Origin of the sequence: Flavobacterium yafengii (assembly GCF_030010375.1) — a bacterium.
Lineage (GTDB): Bacteria > Bacteroidota > Bacteroidia > Flavobacteriales > Flavobacteriaceae > Flavobacterium > Flavobacterium yafengii.
The window spans coordinates 17,582-33,367 of the sequence record NZ_JASCRY010000005.1 but is presented as its reverse complement, the minus strand read 5'-3'; the positions used below and the strand labels follow the sequence as shown (position 1 = coordinate 33,367).

General features: G+C 33.9%; 11 protein-coding genes. 3 read left to right on the top strand and 8 right to left on the bottom strand.

Going from position 1 to position 15,786, the window contains the following annotated elements; translation table 11 throughout:
- Positions 1-22 precede the first annotated feature (22 nt).
- Positions 23-886 carry a bestrophin family protein gene (locus QLS97_RS14765; protein WP_282717709.1) on the top strand — a complete coding sequence of 288 codons (864 nt, stop codon included), beginning with the start codon at positions 23-25 and terminating at the stop codon, positions 884-886.
- 74 nt (positions 887-960) lie between these two features.
- Complete coding sequence (locus QLS97_RS14760; RefSeq protein ID WP_282717708.1) at positions 961-1,884, top strand: AraC family transcriptional regulator; 924 nt, start codon at positions 961-963, stop codon at positions 1,882-1,884.
- Between the two features lies 1 nt (position 1,885).
- Here the strand turns inward: QLS97_RS14760 and QLS97_RS14755 are convergent, their stop codons facing one another.
- On the bottom strand, positions 1,886-2,260 hold the full coding sequence (locus QLS97_RS14755) for a DUF779 domain-containing protein (RefSeq protein ID WP_282717707.1): 375 nt from the start codon (positions 2,258-2,260) through the stop codon (positions 1,886-1,888).
- Positions 2,261-2,487: 227 nt separating this feature from the next.
- Positions 2,488-3,993 carry an aldehyde dehydrogenase family protein gene (locus QLS97_RS14750; protein WP_282717706.1) on the bottom strand — a complete coding sequence of 502 codons (1,506 nt, stop codon included), beginning with the start codon at positions 3,991-3,993 and terminating at the stop codon, positions 2,488-2,490.
- A gap of 295 nt (positions 3,994-4,288) precedes the next feature.
- Between QLS97_RS14750 and pheT the strand changes: the two genes are divergently transcribed.
- On the top strand, positions 4,289-6,709 hold the full coding sequence (gene pheT, locus QLS97_RS14745; protein WP_282717705.1) for a phenylalanine--tRNA ligase subunit beta: 2,421 nt from the start codon (positions 4,289-4,291) through the stop codon (positions 6,707-6,709).
- A 123-nt stretch (positions 6,710-6,832) separates the two neighbouring features.
- Here pheT and QLS97_RS14740 read toward each other — a convergent pair whose 3' ends face one another.
- The 6 genes from QLS97_RS14740 to lon all read right to left on the bottom strand — a co-directional run bounded on the left by QLS97_RS14740 (position 6,833) and on the right by lon (position 15,708).
- Complete coding sequence (locus QLS97_RS14740; RefSeq protein ID WP_282717704.1) at positions 6,833-7,387, bottom strand: fasciclin domain-containing protein; 555 nt, start codon at positions 7,385-7,387, stop codon at positions 6,833-6,835.
- A 326-nt stretch (positions 7,388-7,713) separates the two neighbouring features.
- A complete protein-coding gene (rpsA, locus tag QLS97_RS14735) occupies positions 7,714-9,492 on the bottom strand; it encodes a 30S ribosomal protein S1 (protein ID WP_282717702.1) in 1,779 nt (592 codons plus the stop codon).
- Between the two features lie 371 nt (positions 9,493-9,863).
- Positions 9,864-11,240 carry a nucleoside permease gene (locus QLS97_RS14730; protein ID WP_282717700.1) on the bottom strand — a complete coding sequence of 459 codons (1,377 nt, stop codon included), beginning with the start codon at positions 11,238-11,240 and terminating at the stop codon, positions 9,864-9,866.
- A gap of 76 nt (positions 11,241-11,316) precedes the next feature.
- Positions 11,317-12,009 carry a (d)CMP kinase gene (gene cmk / locus QLS97_RS14725; protein WP_282717698.1) on the bottom strand — a complete coding sequence of 231 codons (693 nt, stop codon included), beginning with the start codon at positions 12,007-12,009 and terminating at the stop codon, positions 11,317-11,319.
- A 58-nt stretch (positions 12,010-12,067) separates the two neighbouring features.
- Positions 12,068-13,090 (bottom strand): type IX secretion system protein PorQ, encoded by a 1,023-nt coding sequence (porQ, locus tag QLS97_RS14720; RefSeq protein WP_282717697.1) that lies wholly within the window; start codon positions 13,088-13,090, stop codon positions 12,068-12,070.
- 164 nt (positions 13,091-13,254) lie between these two features.
- Positions 13,255-15,708, bottom strand: a complete 2,454-nt coding sequence (lon, locus tag QLS97_RS14715) for an endopeptidase La (RefSeq protein WP_282717694.1) — start codon at positions 15,706-15,708, stop codon at positions 13,255-13,257.
- Positions 15,709-15,786: the final 78 nt, after the last annotated feature.

Genomic DNA, 15,786 nt, shown 5'->3' with positions numbered 1-15,786 from the left:
TTTGCTAAAAATAGTATCTTAAATGGTTTCATATAATACAAAAGACTGGTTTACTTTTATTTTTCGTTTTCACAAAGCGGACACTTTCAGAACGTTAATGCCAATAATGCTTGCTATTGGGATTTATTCTGGGATTATCGGTTATTTAGAAGTTGAATATTGGAAATTAGCGGACAATAGTTATGTAAAGAATATTACAATCATGCACGGAATGCTTGGTTTCGTGATTTCATTATTATTAGTTTTCAGAACCAATACTGCCTATGACCGTTGGTGGGAAGGGCGCAAAATGTGGGGAGCTTTAGTCAACAACAGCCGTAATTTTGCCATAAAATTATCTGCTATTTTGCATGATGAAAAAGATCGTAAATACTTTCGAAAAATGATTCCCGGCTATGCTTCTATTTTGCATAAACATTTGAATGATGATGATACCAGCAAACAATTGTTTGAAGATGTGGATTTAGAAATTGATCATCACAAACACAAGCCCAATCAAGTCGCTAAAATGTTGTTTCAAAAAATTAATGATTTGTATGATTCCAAAAAAATAACTGGTGATCAACTGATTATTTTAAACGAAGAAGTAAAATCATTTACTGATATTTGCGGTGCTTGCGAACGAATCAAAAACACGCCTATTCCCTACTCTTACAGTGCTTTCCTTAAAAAATTCATCTTCTTTTATGTGATGACACTGCCTTTTGGATATTCTTTTAGTTTGGGTTATTATGTAGTTCCGGTTGTGGTATTTATTTTTTATGTTTTGGCGAGTTTAGAATTAATTGCTGAGGAAATTGAAGATCCTTTTGGAAGCGATGAAAATGATTTACCAACTCATAAAATTGCTGAGAACATCAAAAAACATGTGGAAGAATTAATTTAAATTTTGTTAAACAGTGTTCTGGTTCTAATTATTTTCATTAAATTTAAACTTTGCCTTTTTTAAAGTTTAAAACTATGAATAGTACCCGCGCTTTTATAAATCCACCTCATTTATCAAACGAGAAATCTTTAAAAACATTAGTAGAAAATAGAACCGTTTACTCTTTAAATCACTGTGAACTGAATCTTTTTGAAACGTATGAATCTTCGGCATTAGTTCCTTTGAAATTTAATGATTTTGTGGTGACCAGCATGTTGCGAGGCAAAAAAATAATGCATCTTTTTGACGACCCCAGTTTTGTCTATTTACCCGGTGAAACCGTTGTGATTCCTTCTAATGTGGAAATGAAAATCGATTTTCCGGAGGCCTCAAAAAACAATCCGACGCAGTGTTTGGCTTTGGCGATAGACCAAACTAAAATTACCGATACTTTGCAATTTTTAAACGAACGCTACCCAAAAGAAGGAAAAGACCAATTCTGGCAATTGAATTACCAAAATTATTTTTTTTACAATAATGTGGAACTGGCAACGACTATTAATAAATTGATCAAAGAATGCATGAGCACTTCAATTACTAAAGATGCTTTGGCAGATTTGACTTTGCAGGAATTATTAATTCGAATTATTCAGACACAAACCGCAAAAGCAATAGATGACGGTTTATTTGCCGACCCAAAAAATCCCATTACACAAGTCGTAGAATTCATCCGATTGAACTTGAAAGAAAACATCAGCATGAAACACTTGAGTGAAAAAGCATGCATGAGTACGACATCTTTCTATCGTTTTTTCAAAAGAGAATTAGGTATGAGCCCAATAGAATTTGTGATTAGCGAGAAAATGAGATGTGCCAAACAATTACTAAAAAATCCATCGATACAAATCAATGAAGTTTGTTATTTATCAGGATTTGAAGATTGTAATTACTTTATTCGTTTGTTTAAAAAACACGAAGGAATTACTCCAAAACAATATCAATTATTGTACGTAAACTAGCTTATTCAATAAATGTTACCGGTTCTAGCGATAATTCTTCTTCCGGAGTAAAGATTCTATATTCAATTCGGAATGTTTTTTTCAATGGTGTTTCTAATGAAAATCCTCCCACTCCAAAAGCATCAATTACATCCAAAGTAAAATGAGCATGTTTCCAATATTCGAATAAATCCTTGTCTACCCAAAATTCAGTATCTTGAATTGTGCCAATGCATACATCACCCATTCGCTGGTAAAATCCGCCTTTTTCAAAACATTGTGGCTGCGTTCCCTCGCAACATCCTCCTGCTTGATAAAACATCAAATCACCGTGTTTTTCTTTTAGAACCTTAATTAATTCTATTGCTTTTTCTGTGGCATCAATTCTTTTTATCATCTTTCTTAATTTTATTTTTTGCAAAATATTTCAAAATGTGTTTGTTTTGAGTCTATAAAATCACCATTAATTAGCCAATTCAAGACTAATCAACAATCTAAATTTAGTACAAAACTTATAATCCGTGTACCCTTTTAATTGATTACATTCAACTATTTCCTTTAAAATAAAACCTGACAAATTATACAATCTGTCAGGTTCAAGATCAACCAATAATCAGTAATTAACTAAAAGAAACCTAATTTCTTTTTATCGTAAGAAATCAGCATATTTTTTGTCTGACGATAGTGTCCAAGCATCATTTTATGATTTTCACGACCAATTCCAGACTGTTTGTATCCACCAAAAGGAGCTCCTGCAGGATAAGAATGGTATTGATTAATCCAAACACGACCCGCTTGAATCGCTCTTGGAACTTGATAAATTTCGTGTGCATCACGTGTCCAAAGTCCGGCTCCCAAACCATACATCGTATCATTTGCTATAGCAATAGCTTCTTCGGTAGTTTTGAAAGTAGTAACGGCTAAAACCGGTCCAAAGATTTCTTCTTGAAAAATGCGCATTTTATTGTGTCCTTTGAAAAGCGTTGGTTTGATATAATAACCTCCTGCTAAATTCCCTTCCAAATGATTTTCTTCACCTCCAATTAAAACTTCGGCACCTTCTTCTTTTCCTAATTTTATGTAAGTCAGGATTTTTTCTTTTTGAACCAAAGATGCCTGTGCTCCCATCATGGTAGTTCTGTCTAAAGGATTTCCCAATTTGATTGCAGCTGTTCTTTCGATTACTCTTGCAATGAATTTTTCATAAATATCTTCGTGAACCAATAATCTTGATGGACAGGTACAAATTTCACCTTGATTTAAAGCAAACATTACCGCTCCTTCGATAGCTTTATCAAAGAAATCATCATCAGCATCACCAACGGATTTCATGAAAATATTTGGAGATTTTCCTCCAAGTTCTAAAGTAACCGGAATAATATTTTCGGTAGCATATTGCATCACTAAACGACCTGTAGTTGTAGAACCTGTAAAAGCAGCTTTTGACACTTTTTTATTGGTTACCAAAGCTCTTCCAAGTTCAGCACCAAAACCATTAACAATATTTATAACTCCTGGAGGCAAAATATCACCAATCAATTCCATCAAAACCATAATTGAAATTGGTGTACTTTCTGCTGGTTTTAAAACCACGGTATTTCCTGCAGCTAATGCTGGAGCTAATTTCCAAACAGCCATTAAAATTGGGAAATTCCAAGGGATAATTTGAGCAATTACACCCAAAGGTTCGCTCAAAGCGATAGAAACCGTTTGCGAATCTAATTCGGCGATTGAACTTTCCTCAGCACGAATTACACCTGCGAAATATCTGAAGTGATCAATTGCCAATGGCATATCGGCTGCCAATGTTTCACGAATGGCTTTTCCATTATCAATTGTCTCAACAGTAGCAAGATATTCAAGGTTATCTTCCATAACCTGAGCAATTTTATTCAATAAATTACTGCGTTCTGTTACGGATGTTTTTCCCCATGTCTGGAAAGCTTCATACGCTGTATCAACAGCCAAATCTAAATCTACTTTAGTGGAATGTGCGGCTCTTGTAAATACTTTTCCGTCTACCGGAGAAACTACATCAAAATACTGCCCACCTATTGGCGCTACAAATTTGCCTCCTATATAATTATCATATGTTGCCTTAAAATCAGGTCTTTTTACCACGTTATCCATGTCGTTATCTATTTATGTTTTACCAAATATACCTTCATCTATATCGTTAGAATAGCACAATTCATTCAACTAATAGCATTAAATTTTCATATCTTCTTTTTTAACCTAAATTTATTATTTAATTCATATTTATTTACAACTAATAATATTGAATTCTTATTTTAAATACTTACTTAATACACTAAATCAGTTATAAAAAACCAAAAAAATTGTTTCTTTCTCCAAACTGCAATCCTTATATTTGCACCCGAGACCGAAGGTCGAACTGACGAAGTAATCTCATTAAAATTGACAGATGAAAATATCTTACAACTGGTTAAAACAATTCATTAAAATAGACTGGAAATCTGAAGAAACAGCAGCACTACTAACCGATTTAGGTTTGGAAGTAGAAATTGTTGACAAATATCAATCGGTAAAAGGCGGATTAGAAGGCATTGTGGTAGGACATGTTCTTACTTGTATCCAACATCCGGATGCCGACAGATTAAAAATAACTACCGTAGATTTAGGAAATGGTGTTCCTGTGCAGATTGTTTGCGGTGCCAATAATGTCGCTGCAGGACAAAAAGTACCGGTTGCTACAATTGGAACTACATTATACGACAAGGAAGGGGTTGCTTTTTCAATCAAAAAAGGAAAAATACGCGGACAGGAAAGTCACGGAATGATTTGTGCCGAAGATGAATTAGGTCTTGGTGAAAGCCATGACGGAATTATGATATTGGACGATGCATTAGCAACAGGAACTCCTGCAGCGACGGTTTTCAAAATTGAAAATGACGAGGTTTTTGAAATTGGATTAACACCAAATCGTGCCGATGCGATGAGCCATTTAGGAACAGCACGTGATTTAAGAGCCGGAATGTTACAAAGTGGTGTAAACGTAGAATTGATTACACCTTCAGTGAGTAATTTCAGAGTAGATAAAAGAACTTTGAAAATTGATATTGATGTAAAAGAACCTAAACTTGCTCCTAGATATTGTGGCGTAACTATTTCTGGTATTGAAGTAAAACCATCTCCAGCTTGGTTACAAAATAGATTGAAAGCCATTGGATTAAATCCAAAAAACAATATTGTAGATGTCACTAATTATGTTTTACACGAATTAGGCCAGCCGCTTCACGCCTTTGATGCTTCAAAGATTAACGGTAAAATAGTAGTTCAAACACTTCCTGCGGGAACAAAATTTACTACACTTGACGATATAGAAAGAACTTTACACGAAGAAGATTTAATGATTTGTGACGAAAAAGGACCTTTATGTATTGCAGGGGTTTTTGGCGGAAAAAAATCAGGAGTTTCTGAAAATACTAATTCTATATTTTTAGAAAGTGCTTATTTTAATCCGGTGAGCATTCGTAAAACAGCCAAAAGACATCAATTAAACACTGATGCTTCTTTCCGTTTTGAAAGAGGAATTGACCCAACTATTACAGAATACGCATTGAAACGTGCGGCTTTATTGATTCAAGAAGTAGCTGGTGGAGAAATAACATCTGATGTTGTTAATGTGTATCCAAAGAAAATTGAAGACTTCTCTGTGTTTTTAAACTTCAGCAAAGTGGCTAAAATTATTGGACAGGAATTACCGAAAGACACTATTAAGAAAATATTAGTTTCATTAGACATTAAAGTAAACAGCGTTTCAGATGCAGGATTAGGATTAACTATTCCTTCTTACCGCGTTGACGTGCAAAGGGAAATAGATGTTATTGAAGAAATATTGAGAGTATACGGATACAACAACATTGATTTTTCTAAAAAACTAAATGCCACGGTTTCTAATTCTCCAAGAAATGAAGATTACAAAATACAAAATGTGATTGCCACACAATTAAATTCTCAAGGATTTAATGAAATGATGGCAAATTCATTGACAACTGCGTCTTATGTTGAACTTTCAGAAGTATTGAATCCAGCAAACAATGTAACAATGTTAAATCCGTTAAGCGCTGATTTAGCTACAATGCGTCAATCTTTACTGTTTTCCGGACTGGAAGCAATCTCTTATAATATCAATCGTAAAAATTCCGATTTGAAATTATTTGAATTTGGAAAAACGTACCATAACTATCTTGCCGGTTACGAGGAAAAAAAGCATTTGACTTTATTCCTTTCCGGAAATAGAAATCAAGAAAACTGGACTAGCGCTCAAAAACCATCTGATTTCTTTTTATTCAAAGGATATGTAAATGGAATTCTTTCCAGATTAGGGATTCAAAAAACACAAAACGTACCAGTAACCACGGATGTATTTTCTGAAGGGATCGCTATTAGCGCTGGAACCGAAATACTGGTAGAATTAGGAGTAGTTAAAAAATCAATATTAAAACATTTTGGAATCAAACAAGAAGTATTTTTCGCTGATTTTAACTGGGCTTTGATTTTGAAATTGATTTCAACCAAGATAAAATATACTGAGATTCCTAAATACCCAGAAGTTCGTAGAGATTTAGCGTTGCTAATTGATCAAAACGTAACCTATGACAGCATTTACAATATTGCACGTCAAACAGAGAAAGCGCTTTTAAAAGACATTAATTTATTTGATGTATATGAAGGACAAAATCTTCCAGAAGGTAAAAAATCATACGCATTAAGTTTTACAATTCAAGACAGTTCTAAAACACTGACTGATACGCAAATTGATAAAATTATGAGCAAACTGCAAAATAATTTTGAAACTGAACTTGGAGCCAGCTTACGATAATAGCTCTTTTTACATAATATAAAGTCCCAATTCTAAGTTTAGAATTGGGACTTTTTTATACAAAAAAGCCCTGCAAGTTGCAGGGCTCTTAAGACTAACAAAATATCAACCTCTAATCTAAAATTATTGTTTAGGCAATACAACAGCATCAATCACGTGAATCACACCATTTGATTGATTAACATCTGCAATTGTTACTTTAGCTTTATTCATGTTCTCATCTGTAATATATAAATCTTTTCCTTGCATCCAAGCTGTCAAAGTTCCACCACTAACCGTTTTCATTGTAGCTTTTCCATTCCCCTTTTTAATAGCTTTTGCTATATCCGAAGCGTTCATTTTCCCTGCAACAACATGATACGTAAGGATTGTTTGTAATGTTTTTAAGTTTTCTGGTTTTAATAATGTGGTAACAGTTCCTGCTGGCAATTTGTCAAACGCGGCATTTGTTGGGGCAAAAACGGTGAATGGTCCTTTACTTTGTAATGTTTCAACTAAACCGGCTGCTGTTACTGCTGCTACTAAAGTTGTGTGATCTTTTGAGTTTACAGCATTCTCAACAATATTTTTAGATGGATACATTGCTGCTCCACCAACCATAACTGTTTTTTGAGCGAAAGAAGTTGCTCCTAATACTACTGTAAATAATGCAATGGATAAAAATTTTCTAGTTTTCATAAAATCTATTTTTTAAGTTATATAATTTCATTTACGGTGTTTAATTACGTTTGGTTTTAAAAAATGAAATTATTTTTAAAATTTATTTTTTTTGAATGAGATGATATACATATTAGTTCTAATTAGCCCCGATGGTAGCAAGTATCCTTTTTATTGTGTTATACAAAAGTTGATTTTAAAAATACGTTTTCTGCACAATAAAAAGATACTGCATACAGCGGGAGGATTGCGGATAGTAAATTAAAATGTTCTGCTCCTAAAAATTAAAGCACAAAAAAAAGCCCCGCAAATTGCGGGGCTTTCTATATTCAAAAAATTTCAAGAAATTATTTTTTCTCTGATTTTTCCATTTTAGCTTTCAATGCAGCTAACATATCATTATTATCACCTAAAGTTGCAGCTGGTGCATTTGTAGATGAATTAGATGAAGTGTTTTCAGAAACTGATTTCACATTTTTCTCTTCTTCTTCACGGAAGATAGCAGTGTGAGATGCAACTACTCTTTTGAATTCTTTGTTGAATTCGATTACTTTGAAATCAGCTGAATCACCTTTTTTCAATTTCTTTCCGTCTTCTTTTTCAAGGTGACGAGTAGGAATGAAAGCAACGATATCATCTCCGAATTCTACAGTAGCTCCTTTGTCAACGATTTCAGAAATTTCACCTGTGTGGATAGTTCCAACTGCGAAAGAATCTTCATACTGATCCCAAGGATTAGCAGTAGTTTGTTTGTGACCTAAAGATAATTTACGTCCTTCAACATCTAATTCTAATACTACTACGTCAAGTTTTTCACCAACGTTTACAAATTCAGATGGGTGTTTGATTTTCTTAGTCCAAGATAAGTCAGAGATGTAAATTAATCCATCAATTCCTTCTTCTAATTCTACGAAAATTCCAAAGTTTGTAAAGTTTCTAACGATACCTGTATGTTTAGAACCTACTGGGTATTTAGCAGTGATATCAGTCCAAGGATCTTGAGACAATTGTTTGATACCTAATGACATTTTACGGTCATCTCTATCTAAAGTTAAGATAACAGCTTCAACAACATCACCTACTTTTACGAAATCTTGAGCAGAACGTAAATGAGTAGACCAAGACATTTCAGAAACGTGGATTAAACCTTCAACACCTTCAGCAACTTCGATGAAAGCACCGTAATCAGCGATTACAACTACTTTACCTTTTACTTTATCTCCAATTGCTAATTTAGCATCTAGAGCATCCCAAGGGTGAGCGTTTAATTGTTTCAATCCTAATTGTATTCTTGTTTTTTCGTCATCGAAATCAAGGATTACAACATTTAATTTTTGATCCAATTCAAGAACTTCACTTGGGTGGTTGATTCTACTCCAAGAAAGGTCAGTAATGTGAATTAATCCATCAACTCCACCTAAGTCAATAAAGACACCATAAGAAGTAATGTTTTTAACAACACCTTCTAATACTTGTCCTTTTTGTAATTGACCGATGATTTCTTTTTTCTGGATTTCGATATCCGCTTCAATAAGCGCTTTATGAGAAACAACAACATTTTTGAATTCGTGGTTGATTTTTACCACTTTGAATTCCATCATTTTGTTTACATATACATCGTAGTCTCTAATTGGTTTAACATCAATTTGAGATCCTGGTAAGAAAGCTTCAATTCCGAAAACGTCAACGATCATACCACCTTTAGTTCTGCATTTTACAAAACCATTAACGATTTCTCCTGTTTCGTTAGCCGAAATAACTCTATCCCATGATTTGATAGTACGTGCTTTTCTGTGAGATAACACTAATTGACCAGTTTTGTCCTCACGGATGTCAATTAATACTTCAACAGTATCACCTACTTTTAATGCTGGGTTGTAACGGAATTCGTTCAATGAAATAACACCTTCCGATTTTGCGTTGATATCAACGATAACGTCTCTATCTGTAATTCTAACAACTGTACCATCAACCACTTCTTCTTGATCCGTAGCGATAAATGTTTTTGAAACTAGTTCTTCGAATTCTAATAAGTTTTTCTCATCAACAGCATCAATACCTTCTTCGAAATTGTGCCAGTTAAAATTTGCTAAAAACTCTTCTTGTGATTTTACTTGTTCAGACATGCTGATTAAAAATTTGTATTCTGTATTTTCTCGAGTTTCTTAATGTGCTAGAAAACAACAGAAGTTGTTTGTATAATTAGTTGAACCCTAAAGGAAACTCTTATTCACCAAAAGGACTGCAAAAGTAACACATTTATCTTAAACTGCAAAATTTTACAGATAAGATAATCAATTGATAATCAGGAGCGAATTAATTGGCTTTTTTGCTGACAGAGTTCCCGCTCTCGCCTTTATCTCTCCTCTCGTCCCAAAAGACGAGATGCGAGGATATCAGCTCCATCGGGGCTAATTAGCTTAAATCGTTATTTTTCAGCATAAAAAAACCCGATATCTCATAAAAGTTATCGGGCTGTATTTATTTAAATCCTGTTTTAATGACTTACATTTTCAACATCCATAGGATTGTGTTTGTGTTTGAATAAAATAGCAAATGCTACTGCAATTATCAACGCGTAAATAGCAAAAGCCAGCCAAATCGTATGCCAGTCTTTCATGAAAATGGCTTTACTAAACAATCCATCGGCTGTTATTGAATTCCCTTGATCAGTAACAAATTCCAACATTTTTGAATTCGTCGTTTCTGTTTCCAGAAAACCAGCCAAATCTGTAGTGTTACTAAATGATTTTGTAAAATATTTATCAATAGCCCATCCGGAAGTAAAACTTCCCAAAACCGCTCCAAAACCATTGGTCATCATCATGAACAAACCTTGTGCGGACGAACGATTTTTAGGGTCTGTATTCGTTTCAACAAACAATGATCCTGAGATATTAAAGAAATCAAATGCCATCCCGTAAACCACGCAAGACATAATAATCATCCATAAACCACTTGTTGGATTTCCGTAAGCAAATAATCCAAAACGCAATACCCAAGCCAACATACTAATTAACATCACTTGTTTGATACCAAAACGTCTTAAAAAAAAAGGAATCGCAAGAATAAATAAGGTTTCCGAAATTTGAGAAATTGACATTATAATAGTTGAATATTCCACAACGAAAGAATCCGCATATTTTGGAAAATGTTTGAATTCATCCAAGAATACATCTCCATAAGCATTTGTCAATTGTAAAGCGCCTCCTAAAAACATAGAGAAAACAAAAAACAAAGCCATTTTATAATCTGCAAATAATTTAAACGACTCTAACCCTAATGTTTCCATAATGGAAGCATTCTCTTTAGACAAACGTTGCGGCTTACACTTTGGTAAAGTGAAGGAATAAATCCCTAGAAATACTGCCGCTAAACCTGCAATATAAAACTGATATTCCGTCGATTTGTTTCCTGTTAAATTAGTAATCCACATCGCAACAATAAAACCTATTGTTCCCCAAACCCGAATAGGCGGGAAATTTTTAATAACATCTTTATTGTTTAATTTAAGTGCATTATACGATATAGAGTTACTCAAAGCAATCGTTGGCATGTAAAAACACATCGCCAAAAGCATAATATAGATAAAGGAATTGGGAGTGGTGACTTGAGGAATATAGAATAAAACCGCAGCATACAAAATATGTAGCGTTCCATATAATTTTTCAGCATTTATCCATCTGTCAGCGATAATCCCCGTTAGTGTTGGCATAAATAAAGAAGCAATTCCCATAGTTCCGAAAACTAACCCAAATTGAGTTCCTTCCCAGTTTTTTGTGCCAAACCAGTAATTTGCAATGGTAATCAGCCAAGCTCCCCAAACAAAAAACTGAAGAAAGCTCATTATTACTAATCTATTTTTAATTCCCATGAGATGAATTGTTTTTTTTATTTTTTAAAAATTAACAGGGCGTAAATCTACTATTAAAAATGAGATCTGCAAATAATTATACCTTTTTAGTAATTTCATTTACTAATTCCAATACAAGCTCGAATTGTTCCTCACGATTCAAATGCGAATTATCTATTTCTATAGCATCTTCAGCCATGACCAAAGGGGAATCCTTACGGTGCGTATCAATGTAATCGCGCTCTTCTACATTTGCCAAAACTTCATCAAATGTCACGGTATCGCCTTTTTTAATCAACTCATCGTAACGTCTTTGTGCTCTTGTAGTTGCGCTTGCAGTCATGAAAATTTTAAGTTCGGCATCCGGAAAAACTACGGTACCAATATCTCTTCCGTCCATTACTATTGCTTTGTCTTTTCCCATTTCTTTTTGCTGTTCGACTAATTTGGCACGAACCTCAGAAACTTCAGCTACTTTACTCACAAAACTGGAAACTTCAATCGTTCTGATTTCTGTTTCAACGTTTACTTCATTCAAGTACATTTCAGCAAAACCCAAATCAGCATTGAATTTGAATTGCAATTTTATATTTGGAAGATTGTTAATTAATGTTTGTTTATCAAAAAAATCCGCATTTATGTAACCGTTTTGCATAGCAAATAAAGCTACGGCACGGTACATTGCTCCGGTATCAACGTAAATATATCCTAAATGATTCGCAAGTTGCTTGGCCAATGTACTTTTTCCTGTAGATGAAAATCCGTCAATTGCTATGGTAATTTTTTTCAAAATATAGTATTTTAATAATTAATCAAATTGTTCTCTGCTATTAATTTCGAAGGAGAAATCATTCTTGGAAATTAATGGTTAACCCAAAAAGGCTTGTATTTCCTGCCAATGTGTATCTGGAATACGAATAATTAAATTTCAACTTATTCAATTTAAGTCCGAAACCTAATGAAACTCCCGAAAAATTACGTTGTTCCTGAAGGCGTAATTCCTCAGCTCTTCTAAAATTATATCCCACACGCAAATTAAATGCTTTTTTTGGAAAAAGCTCTACTCCTACTATTACATGTCGCAACGCATTATTTACAAATGAAACTTTTTCTTGGGTTTCCGTGCCGTCAAATGATGATTCTGCTCTGACCGGATTCGAAAAAGCAATATTCCATTGTTGTAAATTTTCCAAAGTAAGATGCCAACGAATAGGCACATTTTCTAATTCTTGTGAAACACCTGCAATGATTTCGAGTGGCAACTTTTCATTAGTTCCATTATACGTAGAAAATTGAGTTCCAATATTCCGAATTGCCAAACCCCAATTCACATCATTTTTTTCATCTATAAAAAGTGCTCCAATATCAATTGCACCACCAAAAGAATTATAACTTTCTAAGGTAGAAGATATCAATTTGGCACTGGCGCCTAAATGAATCGTAGTATTGGGAATGTTATAGGCATACCCAAAAGAAAGGGCAATTTCGCTTCCGGTAAATTCTGAAGTTGGCTGACCATTTTCGTCATAGCCTTCAAAATTGCCATAGTTCACATAATTTACTCCAGCCTGAAAAGTTTGCAAATGTCGATCGTATGTGTACGCATAAGAAGCCGTTCCATATGTTACTTCCTTGAAATAACTCCCATAATTCAAAGCCAAATGGTTATCCATTTCTGCATTAATAGTTGCTGGATTAAAATGGGCTTGATTGACATCATCATCATAAATCGTGATTACTTTTCCGCCTAACGCGGCTTGTCTTGGCGAAGTGACCAAATTCAAAAACTGATAGGTATACTTACCTCCTATTTGACTGTAAGACACAGAACAAATGAAAAATAGGGAGTATAATAAAAGTTTTTTTAACATGCTTTAAATTGCAACTTATGTAAGGTAAAACGCAACTGCGAAGATAAAATTATAAATACAATAAATGATACCTTTAAAACTCGTTTTTGCAAATAAAAATTCCAAATTCTAAACACTGAAAATCAGGTTTTAGAATTTGGAATTTTAAAATTTGGAATTAATTTTTATTTTAAATCCTTGGCATTTTTCACTTTCTGATCAGTCAAAGCATATTTCAATACTTCGCTCATTTCCTTTACATAGTGAAAAGAAAGTCCTTCCAAGTATTCTGGTTTTATTTCATCAATATCACTTTTGTTTTCGTGACACAGAATAATTTCTTTGATATTCGCTCTTTTAGCTGCCAGAATTTTTTCTTTGATTCCGCCTACTGGCAACACTTTTCCACGCAAGGTTATTTCTCCTGTCATGGCCAAGTTTTTCTTCACTCGTTTTTGTGTAAACAGCGAAACTAATGACGTCAACATTGCAATTCCGGCACTTGGACCATCTTTTGGAGTGGCTCCTTCAGGAACGTGTAAATGAATATTATATTTAGAAAGTATCTCTGAATCCAATCCTAAAAGTTTTGCATTCGCTTTAATATATTCCAAAGCAATAGTTGCAGATTCTTTCATGACCGTACCTAAGTTTCCGGTAATAGTCATAGTTCCTTTTCCTGGGGAAAGTAACGATTCTATAAACAGAATGTCACCGCCAACAGAAGTCCAAGCCAAACCAGTTACCACTCCGGCAACATCATTATTCTCGTATTTGTCTCTTTCTAATCTTGGAACACCAAGTGTTTTTATGATATCTTCGTCAGTTACTTTTTTGTTATACTCTTCTTCCATCGCAACAGATTTTGCTGCGTTACGGATTACTTGAGCAATTTTAGCTTCTAAACCACGAACTCCAGATTCACGCGTATATCCTTCAACAATTTTTTCTAATTGTTTTTTTCCAATAGTCAAATCTTTAGTTGTCAAACCGTGTTCTTTCAATTGTCTTGGAAACAAATGCTGACGCGCAATTTCTACCTTTTCTTCAATTGTATAACCTGACATTTTGATAATTTCCATTCTGTCTTTCAACGCAGGTTGAATGGCCGCCATATTATTAGACGTAGCAATAAACATCACTTTAGACAAATCGTATCCCATTTCAAGGAAATTATCATAAAAAGAATTGTTTTGCTCCGGATCTAAAACTTCCAGTAATGCCGAAGATGGATCTCCTTGATTGCTGTTTGATAATTTATCGATTTCATCCAAAACAAAAACTGGATTTGAAGTTCCTGCCTTTTTCAAACTTTGGATAATTCTTCCTGGCATAGCGCCAATATAAGTTTTTCTGTGCCCACGAATTTCCGCTTCATCACGTAAACCACCAAGAGAAATTCTAACATATTTTCTACCCAATGCTTCAGCTATCGATCTACCAATGGACGTTTTTCCGACTCCCGGAGGTCCTGTCAAACAAATAATTGGAGATTTCATATCATTTCGCAATTTTAAAACTGCCAAATGCTCAATCATTCTTTTCTTAACATCTTCAAGACCAAAATGGTCTCTATCCAATATTTTTTGTGCTCTTTTTAAATCAAAATTATCTTTAGAATATTCGTTCCAAGGCAATTCTAAAAACAACTCTAAATAGTTTCTTTGAATACCAAAATCAGGCGCTTGTGGGTTCATGCGTCGCATTTTAGACAATTCTTTATCGAAATGTTTTTTGGTTTTTTCATCCCATTTCTTGGTCAAAGACTTCTGTAACATTTCGTCCATTTCCTCTTCCTGAGAAACACCACCTAATTCTTCCTGAATAGTTTTCATTTGTTGGTGAAGGAAATATTCGCGTTGTTGTTGGTCTAAATCGAAACGAACTTTAGATTGAATATCATTTTTCAATTCGAGTTTTTGTAACTCCACATTCATATACCGAAGCGTCTCTAAAGCTCTTTCTTTCAACCCATTAATAGCCAGTAAATCTTGTTTTTCTTTAACAGATAAATTCATGTTTGAAGTAACAAAATTGACAAGAAACGATTGGCTCTCAATATTTTTAATCGCAAAGGTTGCTTCACTAGGAATGTTTGGACTTTCTTTAATGATTTGAATTGCTAATTCTTTGATTGAATCCAGAATTGCTACAAATTCAGTATCGTTTTTCTTAGGTCTTTTTTCAGGAACTTCCTTAATTTTTGCAGTTATGTATGGCGTTTCAGAAACAACTGAATCAATTTCGAAGCGTTTTTTCCCTTGAAGAATTACCGTTATATTGCCATCGGGCATTTTTAGCACACGCAAAATACGGGCTACAGTACCTATTTTATGAATATCATCTTTGGTTGGATCTTCATCTTCTTCATTTACTTGAGCAACAACTCCTATCGTTTTACCAGCAGCATTCGCGTCATTGATTAATTTTATTGATTTATCACGACCCGCAGTAATTGGTATCACAACTCCAGGAAATAAAACCATATTTCGCAAAGGTAAAATAGCCAATGATTCCGGTAAGGCTTCATTATTCATTTCCTCCTCGTCTTCGGGAGTTAAAAGTGGAATTAAATCTGCTTCCGAATCAAATTCCTGAAGTGACAGATTGTCAATAGTAAGTATTTTATGATTTGACATATATTATTTAAGTCTTTTTGTCATTAAAAATTTCATTATTTAAGCAAATATAAGGTTTCAAAGTAGTCTTTTTATATA